The 15,773-nt window shown below is 35.1% G+C and carries 12 protein-coding genes; 10 read left to right on the plus strand and 2 right to left on the minus strand.

Going from position 1 to position 15,773, the window contains the following annotated elements; genetic code table 11:
* Positions 1 to 5: 5 nt before the first annotated feature.
* Genes GSY47_RS06020 through GSY47_RS06065 form a run of 10 tightly spaced genes read left to right on the plus strand, consistent with a single transcriptional unit; the run spans position 6 to position 13,499 of the window.
* Positions 6 to 1,499 carry a RagB/SusD family nutrient uptake outer membrane protein gene (locus GSY47_RS06020; RefSeq protein ID WP_219071157.1) on the plus strand — a complete coding sequence of 498 codons (1,494 nt, stop codon included), beginning with the start codon at positions 6 to 8 and terminating at the stop codon, positions 1,497 to 1,499.
* 17 nt (positions 1,500 to 1,516) lie between these two features.
* Positions 1,517 to 2,458: a hypothetical protein gene (locus tag GSY47_RS06025; RefSeq protein ID WP_246611274.1), complete on the plus strand. Its 942-nt coding sequence runs from the start codon at positions 1,517 to 1,519 to the stop codon at positions 2,456 to 2,458.
* Between the two features lie 25 nt (positions 2,459 to 2,483).
* Positions 2,484 to 3,959 carry a hypothetical protein gene (locus GSY47_RS06030; RefSeq protein WP_219071159.1) on the plus strand — a complete coding sequence of 492 codons (1,476 nt, stop codon included), beginning with the start codon at positions 2,484 to 2,486 and terminating at the stop codon, positions 3,957 to 3,959.
* Between the two features lie 17 nt (positions 3,960 to 3,976).
* Complete coding sequence (locus GSY47_RS06035; protein ID WP_219071160.1) at positions 3,977 to 5,167, plus strand: glycoside hydrolase family 26 protein; 1,191 nt, start codon at positions 3,977 to 3,979, stop codon at positions 5,165 to 5,167.
* A 22-nt stretch (positions 5,168 to 5,189) separates the two neighbouring features.
* Positions 5,190 to 6,221: a glycoside hydrolase family 130 protein gene (locus GSY47_RS06040; RefSeq protein ID WP_219071161.1), complete on the plus strand. Its 1,032-nt coding sequence runs from the start codon at positions 5,190 to 5,192 to the stop codon at positions 6,219 to 6,221.
* Entirely contained in the window at positions 6,205 to 7,734 is a 1,530-nt protein-coding gene (locus tag GSY47_RS06045; protein WP_219071162.1) for a cellulase family glycosylhydrolase, read from the plus strand. Before GSY47_RS06040 ends, GSY47_RS06045 begins: the two co-directional genes overlap by 17 nt.
* A 2-nt stretch (positions 7,735 to 7,736) precedes the next feature.
* On the plus strand, positions 7,737 to 9,374 hold the full coding sequence (locus tag GSY47_RS06050; protein WP_219071163.1) for a sodium:solute symporter: 1,638 nt from the start codon (positions 7,737 to 7,739) through the stop codon (positions 9,372 to 9,374).
* A gap of 16 nt (positions 9,375 to 9,390) precedes the next feature.
* Complete coding sequence (gene bglX, locus GSY47_RS06055; RefSeq protein ID WP_219071164.1) at positions 9,391 to 11,625, plus strand: beta-glucosidase BglX; 2,235 nt, start codon at positions 9,391 to 9,393, stop codon at positions 11,623 to 11,625.
* Between the two features lie 5 nt (positions 11,626 to 11,630).
* Positions 11,631 to 12,902, plus strand: a complete 1,272-nt coding sequence (locus GSY47_RS06060) for a glycoside hydrolase 5 family protein (RefSeq protein ID WP_219071165.1) — start codon at positions 11,631 to 11,633, stop codon at positions 12,900 to 12,902.
* A 48-nt stretch (positions 12,903 to 12,950) separates the two neighbouring features.
* The gene (locus tag GSY47_RS06065) at positions 12,951 to 13,499 is read left to right on the plus strand and encodes a LacI family DNA-binding transcriptional regulator (protein ID WP_219071166.1); all 549 of its coding nucleotides are present in this window, start codon (positions 12,951 to 12,953) and stop codon (positions 13,497 to 13,499) included.
* A 314-nt stretch (positions 13,500 to 13,813) separates the two neighbouring features.
* On the opposite strand, the gene GSY47_RS06070 is transcribed toward GSY47_RS06065, so the two are convergent.
* Positions 13,814 to 14,566, minus strand: a complete 753-nt coding sequence (locus GSY47_RS06070; RefSeq protein ID WP_219071167.1) for a GGDEF domain-containing protein — start codon at positions 14,564 to 14,566, stop codon at positions 13,814 to 13,816.
* A complete protein-coding gene (locus GSY47_RS06075) occupies positions 14,563 to 15,588 on the minus strand; it encodes a CBASS cGAMP-activated phospholipase (RefSeq protein WP_219071168.1) in 1,026 nt (341 codons plus the stop codon). The genes GSY47_RS06070 and GSY47_RS06075 overlap by 4 nt, the downstream gene beginning before the upstream one ends.
* Positions 15,589 to 15,773: the final 185 nt, after the last annotated feature.

Raw genomic sequence — 15,773 nt, forward strand, 5'->3', positions numbered from 1 at the left:
CAAAAATGAAATCAAGATATAAAATACTAACAATGGCTCTTATTATGAGCGCCTTTGCGTGTGACTTAAACGAAGAACCTTACGGATTTTACTCTGAAGAAAATTTCTATAAAACGGCTTCTGATGCAGAGTCGGCTGTAGATTATGCGTACGATGCATTAACCTTTTTAGAATATTCTAGAGCAATATTTTATGTGGGAGATCTTCCAACAGAAGAATGTGGACCAAAAGGCGATGAAACTGCCGATAATCAGAATTTGGATAAATGGCAGGCTGGAACTTTTAGCACAAACCGAATGCTGGGGAATTATTTTAAGTACGCTTACATTGCCATAAACAGAGCAAATGCCGTAATTAAAAATGTTCCTGAAGGAAAATTCGAGCAGGATTTAAAAGATAAATTTTTGGGAGAAGCGTACTTTTTAAGAGCTTGGAATTACTTCAATCTGGTTAAAAATTTTGGTCGCATCCCAATGCATACTTCTGTGGTAGAAACTGTAAATCAGACTGCTGCGCCAATGGCTAAAAACCTGGATGAGGTTTACGATTTTATTATTGCCGATTCAGAAAAAGCAATTGAATTATTAAAAGTAAATCAAGCTTTAGGGCGTGCAGATAAAGTGGCGGCGCAGGCATTATTAGCAAAAGTGTATTTGTATATCGCCTCTTCAAAAGAACATAATGTACCGCAATACGCAGAAATGAGTAAAGATGTCGCAGCAATGTACCAACAAGCTGCAAAATACTCCAATGATGTAATTACAGGACAAAGTGTTTATGGTTTCGAAAATAATCTGTTGACGATTTATGATGTTGAAAAACCTTTAGGAAAAGAAAACATCTTTTTGCTTTCGATGGACAGAACAGGAGCGACAGAAGGAGATTATTCTAAAATTTCAAAACTGTTTATTCCGTATATCGATGGAGCCACTATTTATTTGAAGAATCCTGATAATACCTATACAAAATCGCATGACGGATGGAGTGTTTTTCAAACGCTGACAGGTTTTTACAACAGTTTTGATAATGCCGATAAAAGAAAAACAGACTTGTTTGTAACTACAACTTACGATGCATCAGGAGTAGTTTCTGCGCAATATCCAGGGAAAATTGTGTATCCGTTTACTCGTAAATATATCGATCCAAATTTCATTGGAGATAAAACAAGTACAAAACCATTTTTAATTCGCTTTAGTGAAGTGGCTTTGACTTATGCCGAAGCAGCAGGACCAACAACAGAAGCCTATGCGTTGATCAATCAAATTAGAAACAGAGCAGGTTTAGGAAATCTGGCTCCCGGTTTAAGTCTAGAAAATTTCAGATTAGCGGTTTGGAATGAGCGCGCATTAGAATTGGCTTTTGAAGGAAACCGTCTGTATGATCTTCGCAGATTCAATAGAGTTTCTCAGGTTGTTCCGGAAGCTTCTGGAATTACTGCAGAACAAGCAGCATTTTATCCGATACCGCAGACAGAAATAGATTTAAACACAGGTTTATAATTCTTAAAAATATGATTATGAAAAAAATACTATACGTCTTGTTTGCCGCTATTGCCTTGATGCAGACAAGTTGCCAAAAAGATCCTTTAGAAGATATTGAAGAAGGAAACTGGAACAACGAACGAAATGTTCTGGAAATAAAATTTGAAAATCAGGTTGGTAACGCTCAGATTGTTCGAGTAGACGATCAAAAGGGAACCATAAATTTGGCTATTAATGTTGATGCAGTTCCTAATCTCAGTAACATTATTATTAAAGAAATTGTTTTGTCTTACGGCGCTAAATCATCTGTAAAAGAAGGTGAAGCTTTGAATTTTGAAAATGCTCAAAACAGCGCAGAACTTACAGTGACTTCTCCAACAGGAAAATCAAGAACTTATACGGTTGTAGCAAGTTCATTTAGAGAATCTCTCCTAGGAACTTATGATATTGACAACCTGATTGTTTTTGGAGGAACTGGACCAGAGTATGGTGGAGGAGCAGTTTTGGCCATGACAGATAAACCTTGGATTTGGTCTACTACAGAAGGTCCGGATAAAGAATTAGACAATCAGTTGATTTTTGAAATGACCGGAATTACAGAAGATGGAAATACCTATGGAACAATTACCAATACAGCTGGAGCTGATGGTAAATATGCTGATTTTGTCTATATCGGAACGCCTCAAACCGATGTGAAAAAATTCTACAGAACTATTCCTCAAGGAGAAGGAAAATGGCTAAGAAATTATGCTACAGGAACGATCACTTTCACTTTTGCCGACGGAACTACTAAAGTGGGAACTTTTGAAAATGCTGGAACTGAAAATCTTGGAAACGGAAGTACTAAAACCATTGCACATAATGCTTTTGCTTTCAACTTGAACGGAACAGACGATTGGGATAAAATTTATACCGATTACGACAAATTCGTTAAAAAACCAAGACGTTTTTGGATAGACGTTACCAAGGTGAATTAAAATATAAATGTCATAAAACCTTTTTATGAGACCAATAGTTTCAAAAATTATCGTATCATTTTGGTTAGTGACAACAGTAATCAGTTGCTCGGCAGTGCCCGATGCAACTGTTGCTGTTGATAACACAACCATTATAAATGCCAATTATATTGGTAACGGTGTTCAGTGGGATCCTTACCAGTTGGATTATGGCGCAAAGCAATTAAAAATTTCTTCGGAAGATTGGCAGAAATTGTATTCTCGTCTTGATTTTATGATACCCCAATTCATAAGAGTCATGATCAACACGACCTCGGTAATGGAAAACGGCGTGCTTAACGAGACAAAAAATTACGAGAATATTGCCCCAATTCTGGAATACTGCCAGTCCCGAAGTGTAAAAGTAGTTTTGGGAGATTGGGGAGATCGAATGGTAAATAGCAAAACAAACACCATCTCTGAACAACATCTCAAAGCGGCAGCAAAATACCTTGATTTTCTGGTAAACAAAAAAGGATTTTCCTGTATTCATTATTACAACATGATTAATGAACCAAATGGTTTCTGGTCTTCGACAGACGAAAATTATGAATTATGGAAAAACGCAGCTTTTTATTTTTGGTCAGAAGTCAAAGCCTTAAACCTTGATAAAAAAGTTTCTTTATTAGGACCAGATATTGCGATTTGGAAAACTGATAAGGTAGATTGGATTACCAATTCTGTTAAAGACTTGGATCATGCAATTGGGGTATACGATATTCATACCTATCCATCAAAAATTACGGTTAACTCTGGTGAATATACTTCTATCCTAAAAGCGTATAAAGATGCCGTTCCAACCAATAAACCCATTGTAATGGGCGAAATCGGATTCAAGTTTGTCGAGAAGGAAGATGAAGCTTTATTAAATGAAAATATCGCAAGGGCAAAAGCAAAACCCTACGCTTCTGTAGAAGATTCGCAAATGTTTGTTTACGATTATGTCTACGGTTCAGACATGGCCGATGCTTTAATTCAGACTGTAAACGCTGGTTATTCTGGTTCAGTTGCCTGGATGTTGGATGATGCCATGCACGGCAAAGAGGAGAAAAACAAGCTCAAAGTCTGGGGATTCTGGAATATTCTGGGAGACGAATATTTTGGAGCAAAAGAAGAAGAAGTTCGTCCGTGGTTTTATTCGTGGTCGTTGCTGACAAAATATATGCCTTCTGAATCTCAAGTCCACAAAGTTGCAGTTGATGGAAATCAAAACCTAAAAGCGATTTCAGTTTCTAAAGAAGGTAAAAATATGATTGCCATTGTAAATGTTTCTTCTCAAGATTTAAAAATAAACCTGACTTCTAAAGATCTTCCTGTTTTAAATCAAGTTAAAAAGTTTGTTTATGCCAAAGGTAAATTAAAGCTTGAAGGCGATCATATTATTCTTCCAAATGAAAACAATCTAAAATTGGACTTAAAGAAAAATACATCTGAAACCATTCCTGCCGAAGGACTTTTGGTGTTAACCAATTTCGATTATTAACCTTAAAAAAGAAAAAGATGAAATCATTATATACCATTCTTGTTGCTATAAGCTTATCACTTGTAGGATGTTCTTCTGATGACAAAAAAGATTCAGACGAAAAAGAACCAGAAGTTACAACTCCCGTAACGCTTCAATTGTCGGATCCAAATGCAACTGCTGAAACTAAAGCACTGTATTCCAACTTATGGAGAATTCAGGAAAAAGGAACCATGTTCGGGCATCACGACGATCTTTTATATGGAAGAAACTGGATGACCCAAGCAGGAAGATCGGACATTAAAGAGGTTTGTGGCGATTATCCAGGCGTTTTTAGTGTCGATTTTGCTGAAATTATGGATGACAGAAGTACCATAGCAACTCTTAATAATGACCGAGCACGAGTGATAAAAGAAGCACGAGAACGCGGAGAAGTGATTACAGCTTGTTGTCATTTGAATAATCCGTTGACAGGTGGCGACAGTTGGGATAATTCAAAAAACACGGTAGCAAAAGAAATTTTGACAGAAGGAAGTGCGACACATATTAAATTCAATTCTTGGTTGGATAAACTGGCGGTTTTTGCTAATAATTTAAAAGACAGTAACGGAAAAGTAATCCCGATTATTTTTCGTCCATTTCACGAACACACGCAAACTTGGTCTTGGTGGGGTTCGAGTGCAACAACGCAAGAGGAGTTTATAAATCTTTGGAAATATACTGTTGATTATCTGAAAAATAAAAAGCAGGTTCACAGTTTTATATATGCGATTTCACCTCAATTGGACAGTCAGGGAACTGTCGACAGTTTTTTATTTAGATGGCCTGGAGACAATTATGTAGACTTTATTGGCTGGGATAGTTATCACGGAACCAATACTTCGGCTTTCAGCACCAATCTTCGAAATCTTGCATCGCTTTCTCAGCAAAAATTAAAACCGTGCGGTGTTACTGAAACCGGAGTAGAAGGAATTGTAAAAAACGGAGTGCCTTACGATACCTATTGGACAAACGAAATTTCGGTTCCGCTTACGGGGAAAAAAGTCAGTATGGTCGTGATGTGGCGTAATAAATACGATCCATTGCATGAAGGAACTCATTTTTATGCACCTTTTGAAGGACATAGTTCGGCAGCCAATTTCAAATTGCTTTATGCAAGTCCAAATATGATCTTCAGCAAAAAACTGCCAAATATGTACGTCATGGCAGAAAACATAACAGTAAAATAAAAACCAAAATACAATAATCAAAATGAAATTAATTAAGTGCACCCAAAATCCAGTTTTAAGTCCAAACCCTAATAATTATTGGGAAAATCTTGTGGTTTGTAATCCAGGCGTATGGTATGAGAACGGAACTTTTTATATGCTTTACAGAGCGGCAGGAGACGATGAAGACCATTTAATCCGAGTAGGTTTGGCAACGAGTACAGATGGTATTAATTTTAAAAGAGAATCAGACGAACCTGTTTTTGGACCAAGCAGCAACGGACCCGATATGGGAGGAGTTGAGGATCCCAGAATTATTAAATTCGGAAATGAATATTACGTAACGTATGCTTACAGACCATTTCCTCCGGGACGTTATTGGACATTTCCACACGATGTAATCAATCTTCCTGTAACAGGACCAGATGCACCAGCAGTCTACAAGCAAAATATTGCTAATTCTGGATTGGCTGTTACAACCGATTTTAAGAGTTTCAGAAGATTAGGCCGAATCACGACCTCAAATCTTGATGATCGTGACGTGATTTTATTTCCAGAAAAAATCAACGGAAAATATGCAATGTTGCACCGTCCAAAACAATGGATCGGACCAGAATATGGCTGTGATTATCCAGCAATCTGGATTCGTTATTCGGATGATTTGATGGTTTGGGAAGAAAAAAGCACACTGCTTTTAAGTGGTAGAAATGGAACTTGGGAAGAAAAAATCGGCGGAAGCACACCGCCTTTGCGTACAGATGACGGTTGGTTATTAATCTATCATGGTGTAGAAAATGGCGGAAATGGCTATTACAGAGTGGGCGTTGCTTTATTAGATTTAGAAGACCCGACAAAAGTTACGGCACGTTTAGAAGACTGGATTATGGAACCCGAACACGATTACGAAATTGAAGGGTTTTATAAAGGCTGTGTTTTTCCTACAGGTAATATGATTGTCGATAATATTTTATATGTTTATTACGGCGCAGCAGACAAATACGTTGGTTTAGCGACCTGCGACATCAATGACTTACTAAAAACCTTAAAAGATTCCCAAAATGAAAATTCAAAATAGCATTGCGCTTTGGTGCGTATTACTCGGTTTTTCCGCACAGAGCCAAAATTCAATTCCGATTGTTTCTATTAATCCAAATGAAGTTATTTCGAATGAGTTTATTGGAAGCGGTATCGAGTTTTCGGCCTATCCGCATGCTGATACTGAAGATTCAGAATGGGGAAAATTAATGACAGACGAAAAATGGCAATTGGTGTTTGATCGCGTTTCATTCATTAAACCTAAAATTGCCCGAGTAATGGATCAGGCTAATTGGAGGTATTTGAAAGGTTTTGACACTAACGGAAAACCCATAATTGATTTCGAAAGCGATCAAATGAAAGCTTTGTACAAACTTTTGGATTACTGCGAAAAGAATAAAATTATTGTAATTTTAGGAGAATGGGGACAGCCTTATAAAGTTCATGATACACATTTGAATCTTCAAAACAGTTTTACAGGTGCCAATGACCCAAAATGGATTGATTTAATTGTCAAAAATTTGAATCATTTACTTAAAGTAAAAAAATACAGCTGTATTAAATTTTACAATTTGGTAAATGAACCTAACGGAGATTGGGCAACAACAGATGGAGATTTTCAGCAGTGGAAAGAAGGAATCGAACTGCTGCATAAAACCATTAAAAAAGAAGGACTGGATAAATATATTTCGATCATAGGGCCAGATGCCACTTCATTCAATAATCCAAAATCGAAATACGAAGGTTTAGATTGGGCGAGACAAACGGCTTTACAGATTCCAGATTTAGTGGCTGCTTACGATGTTCACGATTATCCTTCAAAAGAAAGTATTCGCTCTGGGGAATTTCAAAAAACTTTCAGCGAATTGGTACGTTTTACTGATTCGGTTCATAAAAAGCCATTTATTTTAGGAGAATTAGGACTTAAAGGAGAACCTTCGTCCAAAAAGCATTTAGGGGATAAATTTACCAGTGTCGACAGTCAGCTGTCGGTTTACGATTATGATTACGGAGTAGATATGGCCGATGCTTTAATTCAATCTATTAACAGTGGTTTTGATGCTGTAATTGCTTGGGATCTGGACGATGCAATGCATACAAAAGACGACAAAGGAGATAAATATCAATTGAAGCGCTGGGGAATGTTTAATAGTTTAGGTAAAGAATTGACAGGTGATAAAACAGATGAAGATCTGCGTCCGTGGTTTTACACTTGGTCTATTATGACACGTTATCTGACCAGTGATATGAAAATTGTAAAAATCGACAATCTAAATCTGGAAAAAGTTCGTTCAGTTACAGGAGTAACTAAAAACGGAGATATTACGATTGCTATTGCCAACAATAGTGATGCAGAAGCCAATTTTACAATTGATACCAAAAAACTAAAACTAAAGTCTGGTTTGAATAAATATTTGTACAGCGAAAATAAGCGTCCAGTCGATGAAAAAGGATTTCCAGTTCCGTTGGAAAAAAATAGTTTGAAAAACAACGCCATTCAAGTTGCTATTCCCGCAAAAAGCGTAATTCTTTATACTTCATACCAGCCTTAATTATGATAAATTTAAATATAATAGACTTAGTTGTTCTCGTATTATACATCATCTTTATTGTTTGGTGGGGATTAAAAAACAGTAAATCAAGCGATTCTGATGCTTATTTTCTGGCAGGAAGAGATTTAAAATGGCCAATGGTTGGTTTATCACTTTTTGCGGCCAGTATTTCAAGTTCCACTTTAATGGGGAATTCAGGAGAAGGATTTATTAACGGAATTGCCGTTTTCAATTACAATTGGATTTCGATTTTGGTAATGGTTTTCTTTGCGATATTTTTTCTTCCTTTTTACATCAAATCGGGAATTTTTACAATGCCTGAATTTTTAGAAAGAAGATTTGATGTAAGATCACGAACGTATTTTTCATTTATTACCATTGTTGGAAATATCTTTTTAGATGCCTCAGCAACTTTGTACGCAGGAGCTTTAATTATCAATATGATTTTCCCAGGTGCAGATATGATGCTCATTATTATCGGAATGGCAGTTGTAGCCGGAAGTTACACCATAATTGGCGGCTTATCGTCTGTTATTAATACCGAAGTGATTCAGGCTTTTATATTAATAATTGGATCTACTTTATTGGCCTTTTTTGCCATGGACAGTATTGGTGGCTGGGACGCTTTTTATACACAGTTTCAAGATGGTGTCTGGTTAAAATTGACGAGATCGATGGATGATCCAACCGTACCTTGGTTGGGAATGTGGATCGGAATTCCGATTCTTGGGTTTTATTTCTGGGGAAATAATCAGGTTATGGTGCAAAGGGTTTTATCTGCAAAATCAATAGATCACGGACGTAAAGGTGTTTTATTGGTTGGATTTTTATATCTGTTTACCCTTTTTATCTTTATTTTCCCTGGTGTAATTGCACGCGGAATTAATCTTTTTGGAGTTGAAAATCTACCTCATGAAATAATCAGCGGAAGCGAATTAAAATCAAAATACGGCATTAATACCGACCAGGTTTATCCGAGATTAATTAATAAAGTGCTTCCAGTAGGTTTGATCGGAATTATTTTGTCGGCTATGATTTCGGCTTTGACATCCGCCTTGAGCGCTACTTTAAATTCGGTTTCAACTTTATTTACAATGGATTTTTACAGCAAATTTGATAAAAATGCATCTAGTGAAAAAAAGGTAAAAGTGGGAAAAATTACAGCCGTTATCACTTTAATAATTGCCATTTTATGGGCGCCTTATATTGGTAAATTCGATTCGCTAATTGCTTACTACCAAGAAATTATGTCTTACCTAGCACCTCCGGTTGTGGCAACTTTTTTCTTGGGATTATTCTGGAAACGTTCCAATGCCATCGGAGCGTTCAGTGGTTTAATGTCGGGACTATTTATTGCCATGATCATTATGTCTGCAAAATATCTTTTTGGAATACCTATAGGACTTCACTTTCTATTACTAGCTCCAATTATTTTGGTTTTGAGTATTATCGTAAATGTTGCAGTGAGTTTGGCTACAGCATCTCCGTCAGAAGAAAAAGTGAAAGCAAATACGTGGACAAAAGCGATTTGGATAGAAGAAACTGCAGCTTTAAAAAATGTGGTTTGGTATAAAAACTTCCGTGTTCAGGCGTTGCTTTTAGTGCTGGCTTGTTTCGGAATGTACGCTTTGTTTTTCTAATGAAATAAATTACATAATGAAAAGACTGCTATTTTTAGCGCTGTTTCTAATCGTATCTGGATTAGAAACAAGCGCTCAAGTTTCTGATGCCCAAATCGAAAAAAAGATTGACGTTCTTTTGAAGAAAATGACTTTAAAGGAGAAAATCGGACAAATGAACCAATTGTCTGCCGATGATATGGAAACCAATTATAAAGTAATTCAGCAAGGCATGGCTGGATCGGTTTTGAGTATTACTAATCCTGAAATTGCCAATAAAGCCCAGAAAATTGCTGTTGAACAAACCAGATTGGGAATTCCTTTAATTTTTGGACGTGATGTAATTCATGGTTTCAAAACCATTTTTCCTATTCCGTTAGGACAGGCGGCAAGTTTTAATCCTGACTTAGTAGAAAAAGCGGCTCGAGTTGCGGCAATAGAAGCTTCAGAAACTGGAATTCGCTGGACATTTGCTCCAATGATTGATATTGCCCGAGATCCACGCTGGGGAAGAATTGCAGAAAGTTGTGGTGAAGATCCGTATTTAACTTCTGTAATTGGTGTTGCTATGATTAAAGGATTTCAAGGAAAAGATTTATCAAACCCAACTTCGATTGCCGCCTGCGCCAAACATTTTGCTGGATACGGTGCTGCAGAAGGCGGACGCGATTACAATACGACCAATATTACCGAAAGACAATTTAGAAATACGTATTTAGTTCCGTTTGAAAATGCAGTGAAAAAGGCAGATTTGGCCACCATTATGACCGCTTTTAATGCTAATGATGGAATTCCTTCTTCAGGAAATGAATTTTTATTGAAGCAGATTCTTCGAAAAGAATGGAAATTTAAAGGATTTTTAGTGTCAGATTGGGCTTCAATTACTGAAATGGTCGATCATGGTTTTTGTTCTGATAATAAAGAAGCTGCTCAAAAGGCTATTAACGCAGGAGTTGATATGGAAATGGTCAGCGGAACTTACGTGTCTTATATTGAATCTTTATTGCAGGAAAAGAAAATTAGTATAGAAACGATTAACGATGAAGTTCGCAATATTTTAAGAGTAAAATTCAAATTAGGACTTTTTGAAAATCCTTATGTAAAAGGAAATCTAAAAGAGGTTTTTTATAATGAAGAGCATCTAAAATTGGCAGAAAAAATAGCTGAAGAATCTATCGTTTTATTAAAAAATAAAGATGCCGTTCTACCTCTTCAAAAGCCTAAAACAATAGCTGTTTTTGGTCCGCTAGCGGATGCGCCACACGAACAAATGGGAACTTGGGTTTTTGATGGAGAAAAAAATCATACTATGACTCCGATTAAAGCTTTAAAGGAACAATATGGAAAAGACAGCAAGATTATTTATGAACCAATTTTAAAATATTCAAGAGATATAGATTCTACCGATTTTGCAAAAGCGCGAAAATTAGCCAAAGAAGCAGATGTTGTTTTATTGTTTTTGGGAGAAGAAGCGATTCTTTCTGGAGAGGCACACAGTCTTTCCGATTTAAATTTGCAAGGCGTTCAGTCTGAACTTTTAGAAATGCTTGCAAAAAGTAAAACGCCGATAGTAACCATAGTTTTAGCGGGAAGACCGTTAACAATTCAAAAAGAAGTCGAGCAGTCAAACGCAGTTTTATACGCTTGGCATCCTGGAACAATGGGAGGTTCTGCTATCGCCAATATTTTGTTTGGAAAAGCCAATCCATCAGGAAAACTGCCGGTGACTTTTCCTAAAAATGTCGGACAAATTCCAATGTATTACAATCACTTGAATACGGGACGTCCTGCAAATGGAAGTGAATCGAGTTTAAATGACATTCCGCTTGAAGCTTCGCAGACTTCACTTGGGAATAAATCCTATTATCTAGATAGCGGAAATAATCCGTTGTTTCCCTTTGGTTTCGGATTATCGTATACCACTTTTGAATCTGGCAAAATACTACTTTCTAAAACTGTTTTGAAGAAGGATGAGGTATTAGAGATTTCATTCACTTTAAAAAATACAGGAAAATACGAAGGTTCTGAAATCGTTCAATTGTATGTTAGAGATCTTGCCGCTTCAATTGCGCTTCCTGTAAAAGAACTGAAAAATTTTCAAAAGATTGACTTAAAACCTAATGAAGAAAAACAGGTAAAGTTTAAACTCCCAATAGCAGATTTATCTTTTTACGGAATCGATATGGAGAAAAAAGTAGAGTCCGGAAAATTTGATTTATGGATAGGAGCCAGTAGTGTAAAGGGCGAAAAAGTATCATTTGAAGTACAGTAAAAAATATGAAAAAGAAAATATACATTTTAGTTTTATTATTTATTCAGCTTCTATCTAACGCACAAAGTTTTGTAAAAGTAGAAAATGGAAAACTAATAAAGGATGGAAAACCGTATCATTTTGTGGGAACCAATTTTTGGTACGGAATGAATTTAGCTGCCGTTGACAAAGATAGATTGCTTAGAGAATTGGACCGATTAAATCATCTAGGAGTCAAAAATCTTAGAATCATGGCAAGCTCAGAAGGAAGTTTAGATACACCTTGGTCCGTACAACCCACCATGCAAAAAGAACCGGAGATTTATAATGATGAACTTTGGACAGGACTTGATTTTTTAATATCCGAAATGAATAAAAGAGAAATGACAGCGGTTGTTTGCTTGAATAATTTCTGGCCTTGGTCTGGAGGTTTTGCGCAGTATGTTTCGTGGGCTAATAAAGACGAAACAATTCCGTATCCACCTCCTGCTGAAAATGGTGACTGGAGAAAGTATCAGCAGTATTCTGCTCGTTTTTACAGTGACAAAACTGCTCAGAAATGGTTTGGAAATCATATTAAGAAAGTTATCAATCGTGTTAATTCAATTACTAAAATTCCGTACAAGAAAGATACAACGATTATGGCTTGGCAGTTAGCCAATGAACCAGAGGGAAGTAATAACATTAAAGATTATCAAAAATGGATTCATGAAACTGCTAAGTTAATCAAGAAACTAGATTCAAATCATTTGGTTTCAATAGGATCAGAAGGGAATACGCCATCGCCCTCAAACGGAACTAATTTTGAGAAAGACCATCAGAGCGAGTACATTGATTATTGTACATTTCACCTTTGGGTGCAGAATTGGGGTTGGTTTGATCCGATAAAAGCAAAAGAAACCTATTCTACAGCTTTAGAAAAAGCCAATAATTATATTGAAGAACATGCGAAAATTGCGCAGAAATTAAATAAACCAATTGTACTGGAAGAATTCGGAATTTCTAGGGATGAAAATAGTTACGACGCGGCTTCATCAGTTCAAATCAGAGATGAATATTACGCTTTCGTTTTTAATAAAATATACGGCTTAAGCCAAACAATAGCACAAGTTTCGGGAGTGAATTTCTGGGCTTGGGGAGGCGAGGGAAGACCAAGCAATCCAATGAGCATCTGGAAAATCGGTGACGATTTGATTGGCGACCCTCCTCATGAATATCAAGGATGGTATTCTGTGTATGAGAATGATAAATCTACACAAGAGATTATAAGAAGTTATGCTTCAAAGTTAAATAAGTGAATTCGCTAACATTGATTATCAATCTTTCAATTATAAATTAATGTGTTAATGAAGAGGAAAAATAGTTCGTTAAAAGATATAGCAGAGGAATTGAAAGTATCAGTTACCACTGTATCATTTGTTTTAAATGGAAAGGCAGCGGAAAGACACATTTCAAAAGAAATGACAAAGAGAGTTTTAGACTATGCGAATTCAATCAACTACAAACCAAATCGAATTGCACAAAGCTTGCGTAGTGGCAAAACGAATATCTTGGTTTTCATGGTAGAAGATATTTCGGATGTTTCATTTTCTAAACTCGTAAAATTTTTTGAAGATATAGCTTATCAAAAAGGCTATAAAGTTATTTTTTGCAGTATTGGAAATGAAGCAACCAGATCTCTCGAGATAATTGATTTTTACAGTCTATTACAAGTAGATGGATTTGTTATTGTACCTTCATCAGCTATTAAATATAAAATTGATGAATTAGTAGAAAGCGGCAAACCAATTGTCTTATTAAATAAAGATTTGGTTAAACAAGCTTTTGACGGCCCCTCCCTATTTAAAATAGCCAATGATCAAATTGAGTCACTATTAAAACTTGTTAATTGCTAAAAATAGTATAAAAAATCATGCTGTTTTTTGCGGTAAAGTTTATGAAGACTTCTTAGATAAATAAACCAATTTTTCGCGACAGAGTTGAAGTCAATAATTGTTTAATATAATCGAACTTAAGTACTGAAGCGGTTGCTTTTATTGATTTTGTTTTTATAAAAGAAGTTTTGTGCCACGATTCTGCCACAAAACTTGAAGTGAGCGTTTTCAACATATTTCAAACGCTAATTTGTATCGGGAAGCATTCATTTATCTAACCACTTTATTGAAGATTTTTATATCATTATTGCACTTCCTTGTAGGATTGAGCCATATTAACTAATTGATTTAGTGTTGTTTTTGCCTTTTGTATTCTTAGCTTCTTTTAAAGCTTTAGATAGTCTATCAGTTAAAGTGTCAATTGAATCTTCCTTTTTTAAACTAGTTACACCACAGCAAATGGTCAAACGATGTTCATTATCGCCAATTGAAAAAATATTATTACTGATCAATCTTCTCTTACGCTCAGCTGCTTGTAAAGCTTGACCAAGATTTGTTTCCTTGGCAATTACAGCAAATTCATCTCCTCTTTGAAAGAAACGAAAAGTTTCATCGGTTGCTCTTTTATCACTGCCAAGTAGTTCACCTAACTTTTTTAGTATTAAATCAGCCTCTCCATAACCATACTTCGTGTTATAGCTTTTAAAATTATCAATATCAATTAAGATAATACTGGTATTATCTTTAAAATCTTCAATTAAGGATTCTAATGAAATTTTTAATCCTTTATGATTTTTTAAACCCGTTAATTCATCAATATTATTATCTCTTATTAAATTATCAAGTTTTGATTTATATCTAAATATTAAAAAAAACAAACTAAAGATGAATATTGATAAAATGATTATCAGATATAATGGTGTTTTAACCTCAGAAATTATATAAGTCTTCACCAAAGGAATTAAGCTCGCAAAATATGTTGATAACAAACCTCCAGAAAAAATTAAAATTGCTTTGAAAATGTCATAAAATCCTTTTGATAATAATTCAGATTTAAATTTTTCAAATGATTTTTTAATATGTTTCATAACTCTATGTTGAGTAGTTCATAAATTTCTAATTTATTCTCATTGTAAACCTCTAATGCACGAGTCTCAAGTTCTTTAAGTCTATTTTCGTCAGTTTCATCCATTTCAATATTTTCTCCCTCAGTTTTAAATAATGTATTAAGTCTTAAGTATGCAAAATTATCCGGTTCTTGTCTATCAATACCATTTTTTAACAAGCTTAAAATATTTTCCACTTGTTGAGATTGACCTTGCATAAACAACTCTATAATTCTTTTACGTTTATTATTTATCCAATACCAAATTCCAAACTTATTTTCTTTATTAGGTTCTAGAAATATTCTTTCACCTGTACCAAGAGATAGTAAATTAATATCAAGTAATTCTTTATTAAAAGCTTTCTGAGCTTCAATCAGAGCTATTAAACTTGGATTATTAGCCCAAACTCCACCATCTACTTTATTTTTAAATTGTAAAACATCTCCTTTCACGTCTTTATACATATTACCCGAATACGGATCAAAATATGTTGGTGCAGATGAAGTTGATAAGGAAGCATCTAATAATGGAAGATTAGGGTCGCGAGTAAACCTATGATGGTAAAGGCTTTTTAGAACAGATGGTTTTCCAATACTTAAATCGTAAATTGATACCCCAACAGGAACCTTACAGTCTTTAAGTTTTGGAGTAGCACTATGATGATATTTTTTAAACACGTCTTCTAATAAGTTTTTAAGACTTGCTCTATCATGTGAAGAATGGTTAATGCATTTAAAGAATCCTTTTTTATTTCCAAATATTTTTTCAGCATTTTTAAAGTAAAGATTTTTAATTTCTTCCGCTGGGATCCCAATTGATAAAGCTAATGCTAGAATACCACCTGTAGAAGTGCCAAAAATTAAATCTACATTCTGATATATTTGCCAATTCTCAAATTCTTTTGATTTAAGCTCCTTTTCGATTTCGCTTAAAATAACTGCTGGAAAAATACCTCGAATGCCGCCTCCATCTAAACTTAGCACTCTGAATTTTTTACCACTCATATTATTCTTGTTTTACCTGTTAATAATTGCTTCATTAAACATCTTTTTCTACTAGAAATGTCTCTTGCTAAAAAGATATGTAACCCGGAAAGTATTTTTTTTGACTTTATATTTTGACTTCACTAAATTATCCAACTCCTACATAATCTTCAGAAGCATCGGTTAAAATTAAATCTCCATCTTTT

It is taken from the genome of Flavobacterium quisquiliarum, from assembly GCF_019308285.1.
Classification (GTDB): domain Bacteria; phylum Bacteroidota; class Bacteroidia; order Flavobacteriales; family Flavobacteriaceae; genus Flavobacterium; species Flavobacterium quisquiliarum.

Coding starts and splice junctions, on each gene's coding strand:
- GSY47_RS06020 (WP_219071157.1), top strand. CDS start 6: ATGAAATCAAGATATAAAATACTAACAATGGCTCTTATTATGAGCGCC.
- GSY47_RS06025 (WP_246611274.1), top strand. CDS start 1,517: ATGAAAAAAATACTATACGTCTTGTTTGCCGCTATTGCCTTGATGCAG.
- GSY47_RS06030 (WP_219071159.1), top strand. CDS start 2,484: ATGAGACCAATAGTTTCAAAAATTATCGTATCATTTTGGTTAGTGACA.
- GSY47_RS06035 (WP_219071160.1), top strand. CDS start 3,977: ATGAAATCATTATATACCATTCTTGTTGCTATAAGCTTATCACTTGTA.
- GSY47_RS06040 (WP_219071161.1), top strand. CDS start 5,190: ATGAAATTAATTAAGTGCACCCAAAATCCAGTTTTAAGTCCAAACCCT.
- GSY47_RS06045 (WP_219071162.1), top strand. CDS start 6,205: ATGAAAATTCAAAATAGCATTGCGCTTTGGTGCGTATTACTCGGTTTT.
- GSY47_RS06050 (WP_219071163.1), top strand. CDS start 7,737: ATGATAAATTTAAATATAATAGACTTAGTTGTTCTCGTATTATACATC.
- bglX (WP_219071164.1), top strand. CDS start 9,391: ATGAAAAGACTGCTATTTTTAGCGCTGTTTCTAATCGTATCTGGATTA.
- GSY47_RS06060 (WP_219071165.1), top strand. CDS start 11,631: ATGAAAAAGAAAATATACATTTTAGTTTTATTATTTATTCAGCTTCTA.
- GSY47_RS06065 (WP_219071166.1), top strand. CDS start 12,951: ATGAAGAGGAAAAATAGTTCGTTAAAAGATATAGCAGAGGAATTGAAA.
- GSY47_RS06070 (WP_219071167.1), bottom strand. CDS start 14,566: ATGAAACATATTAAAAAATCATTTGAAAAATTTAAATCTGAATTATTA.
- GSY47_RS06075 (WP_219071168.1), bottom strand. CDS start 15,588: ATGAGTGGTAAAAAATTCAGAGTGCTAAGTTTAGATGGAGGCGGCATT.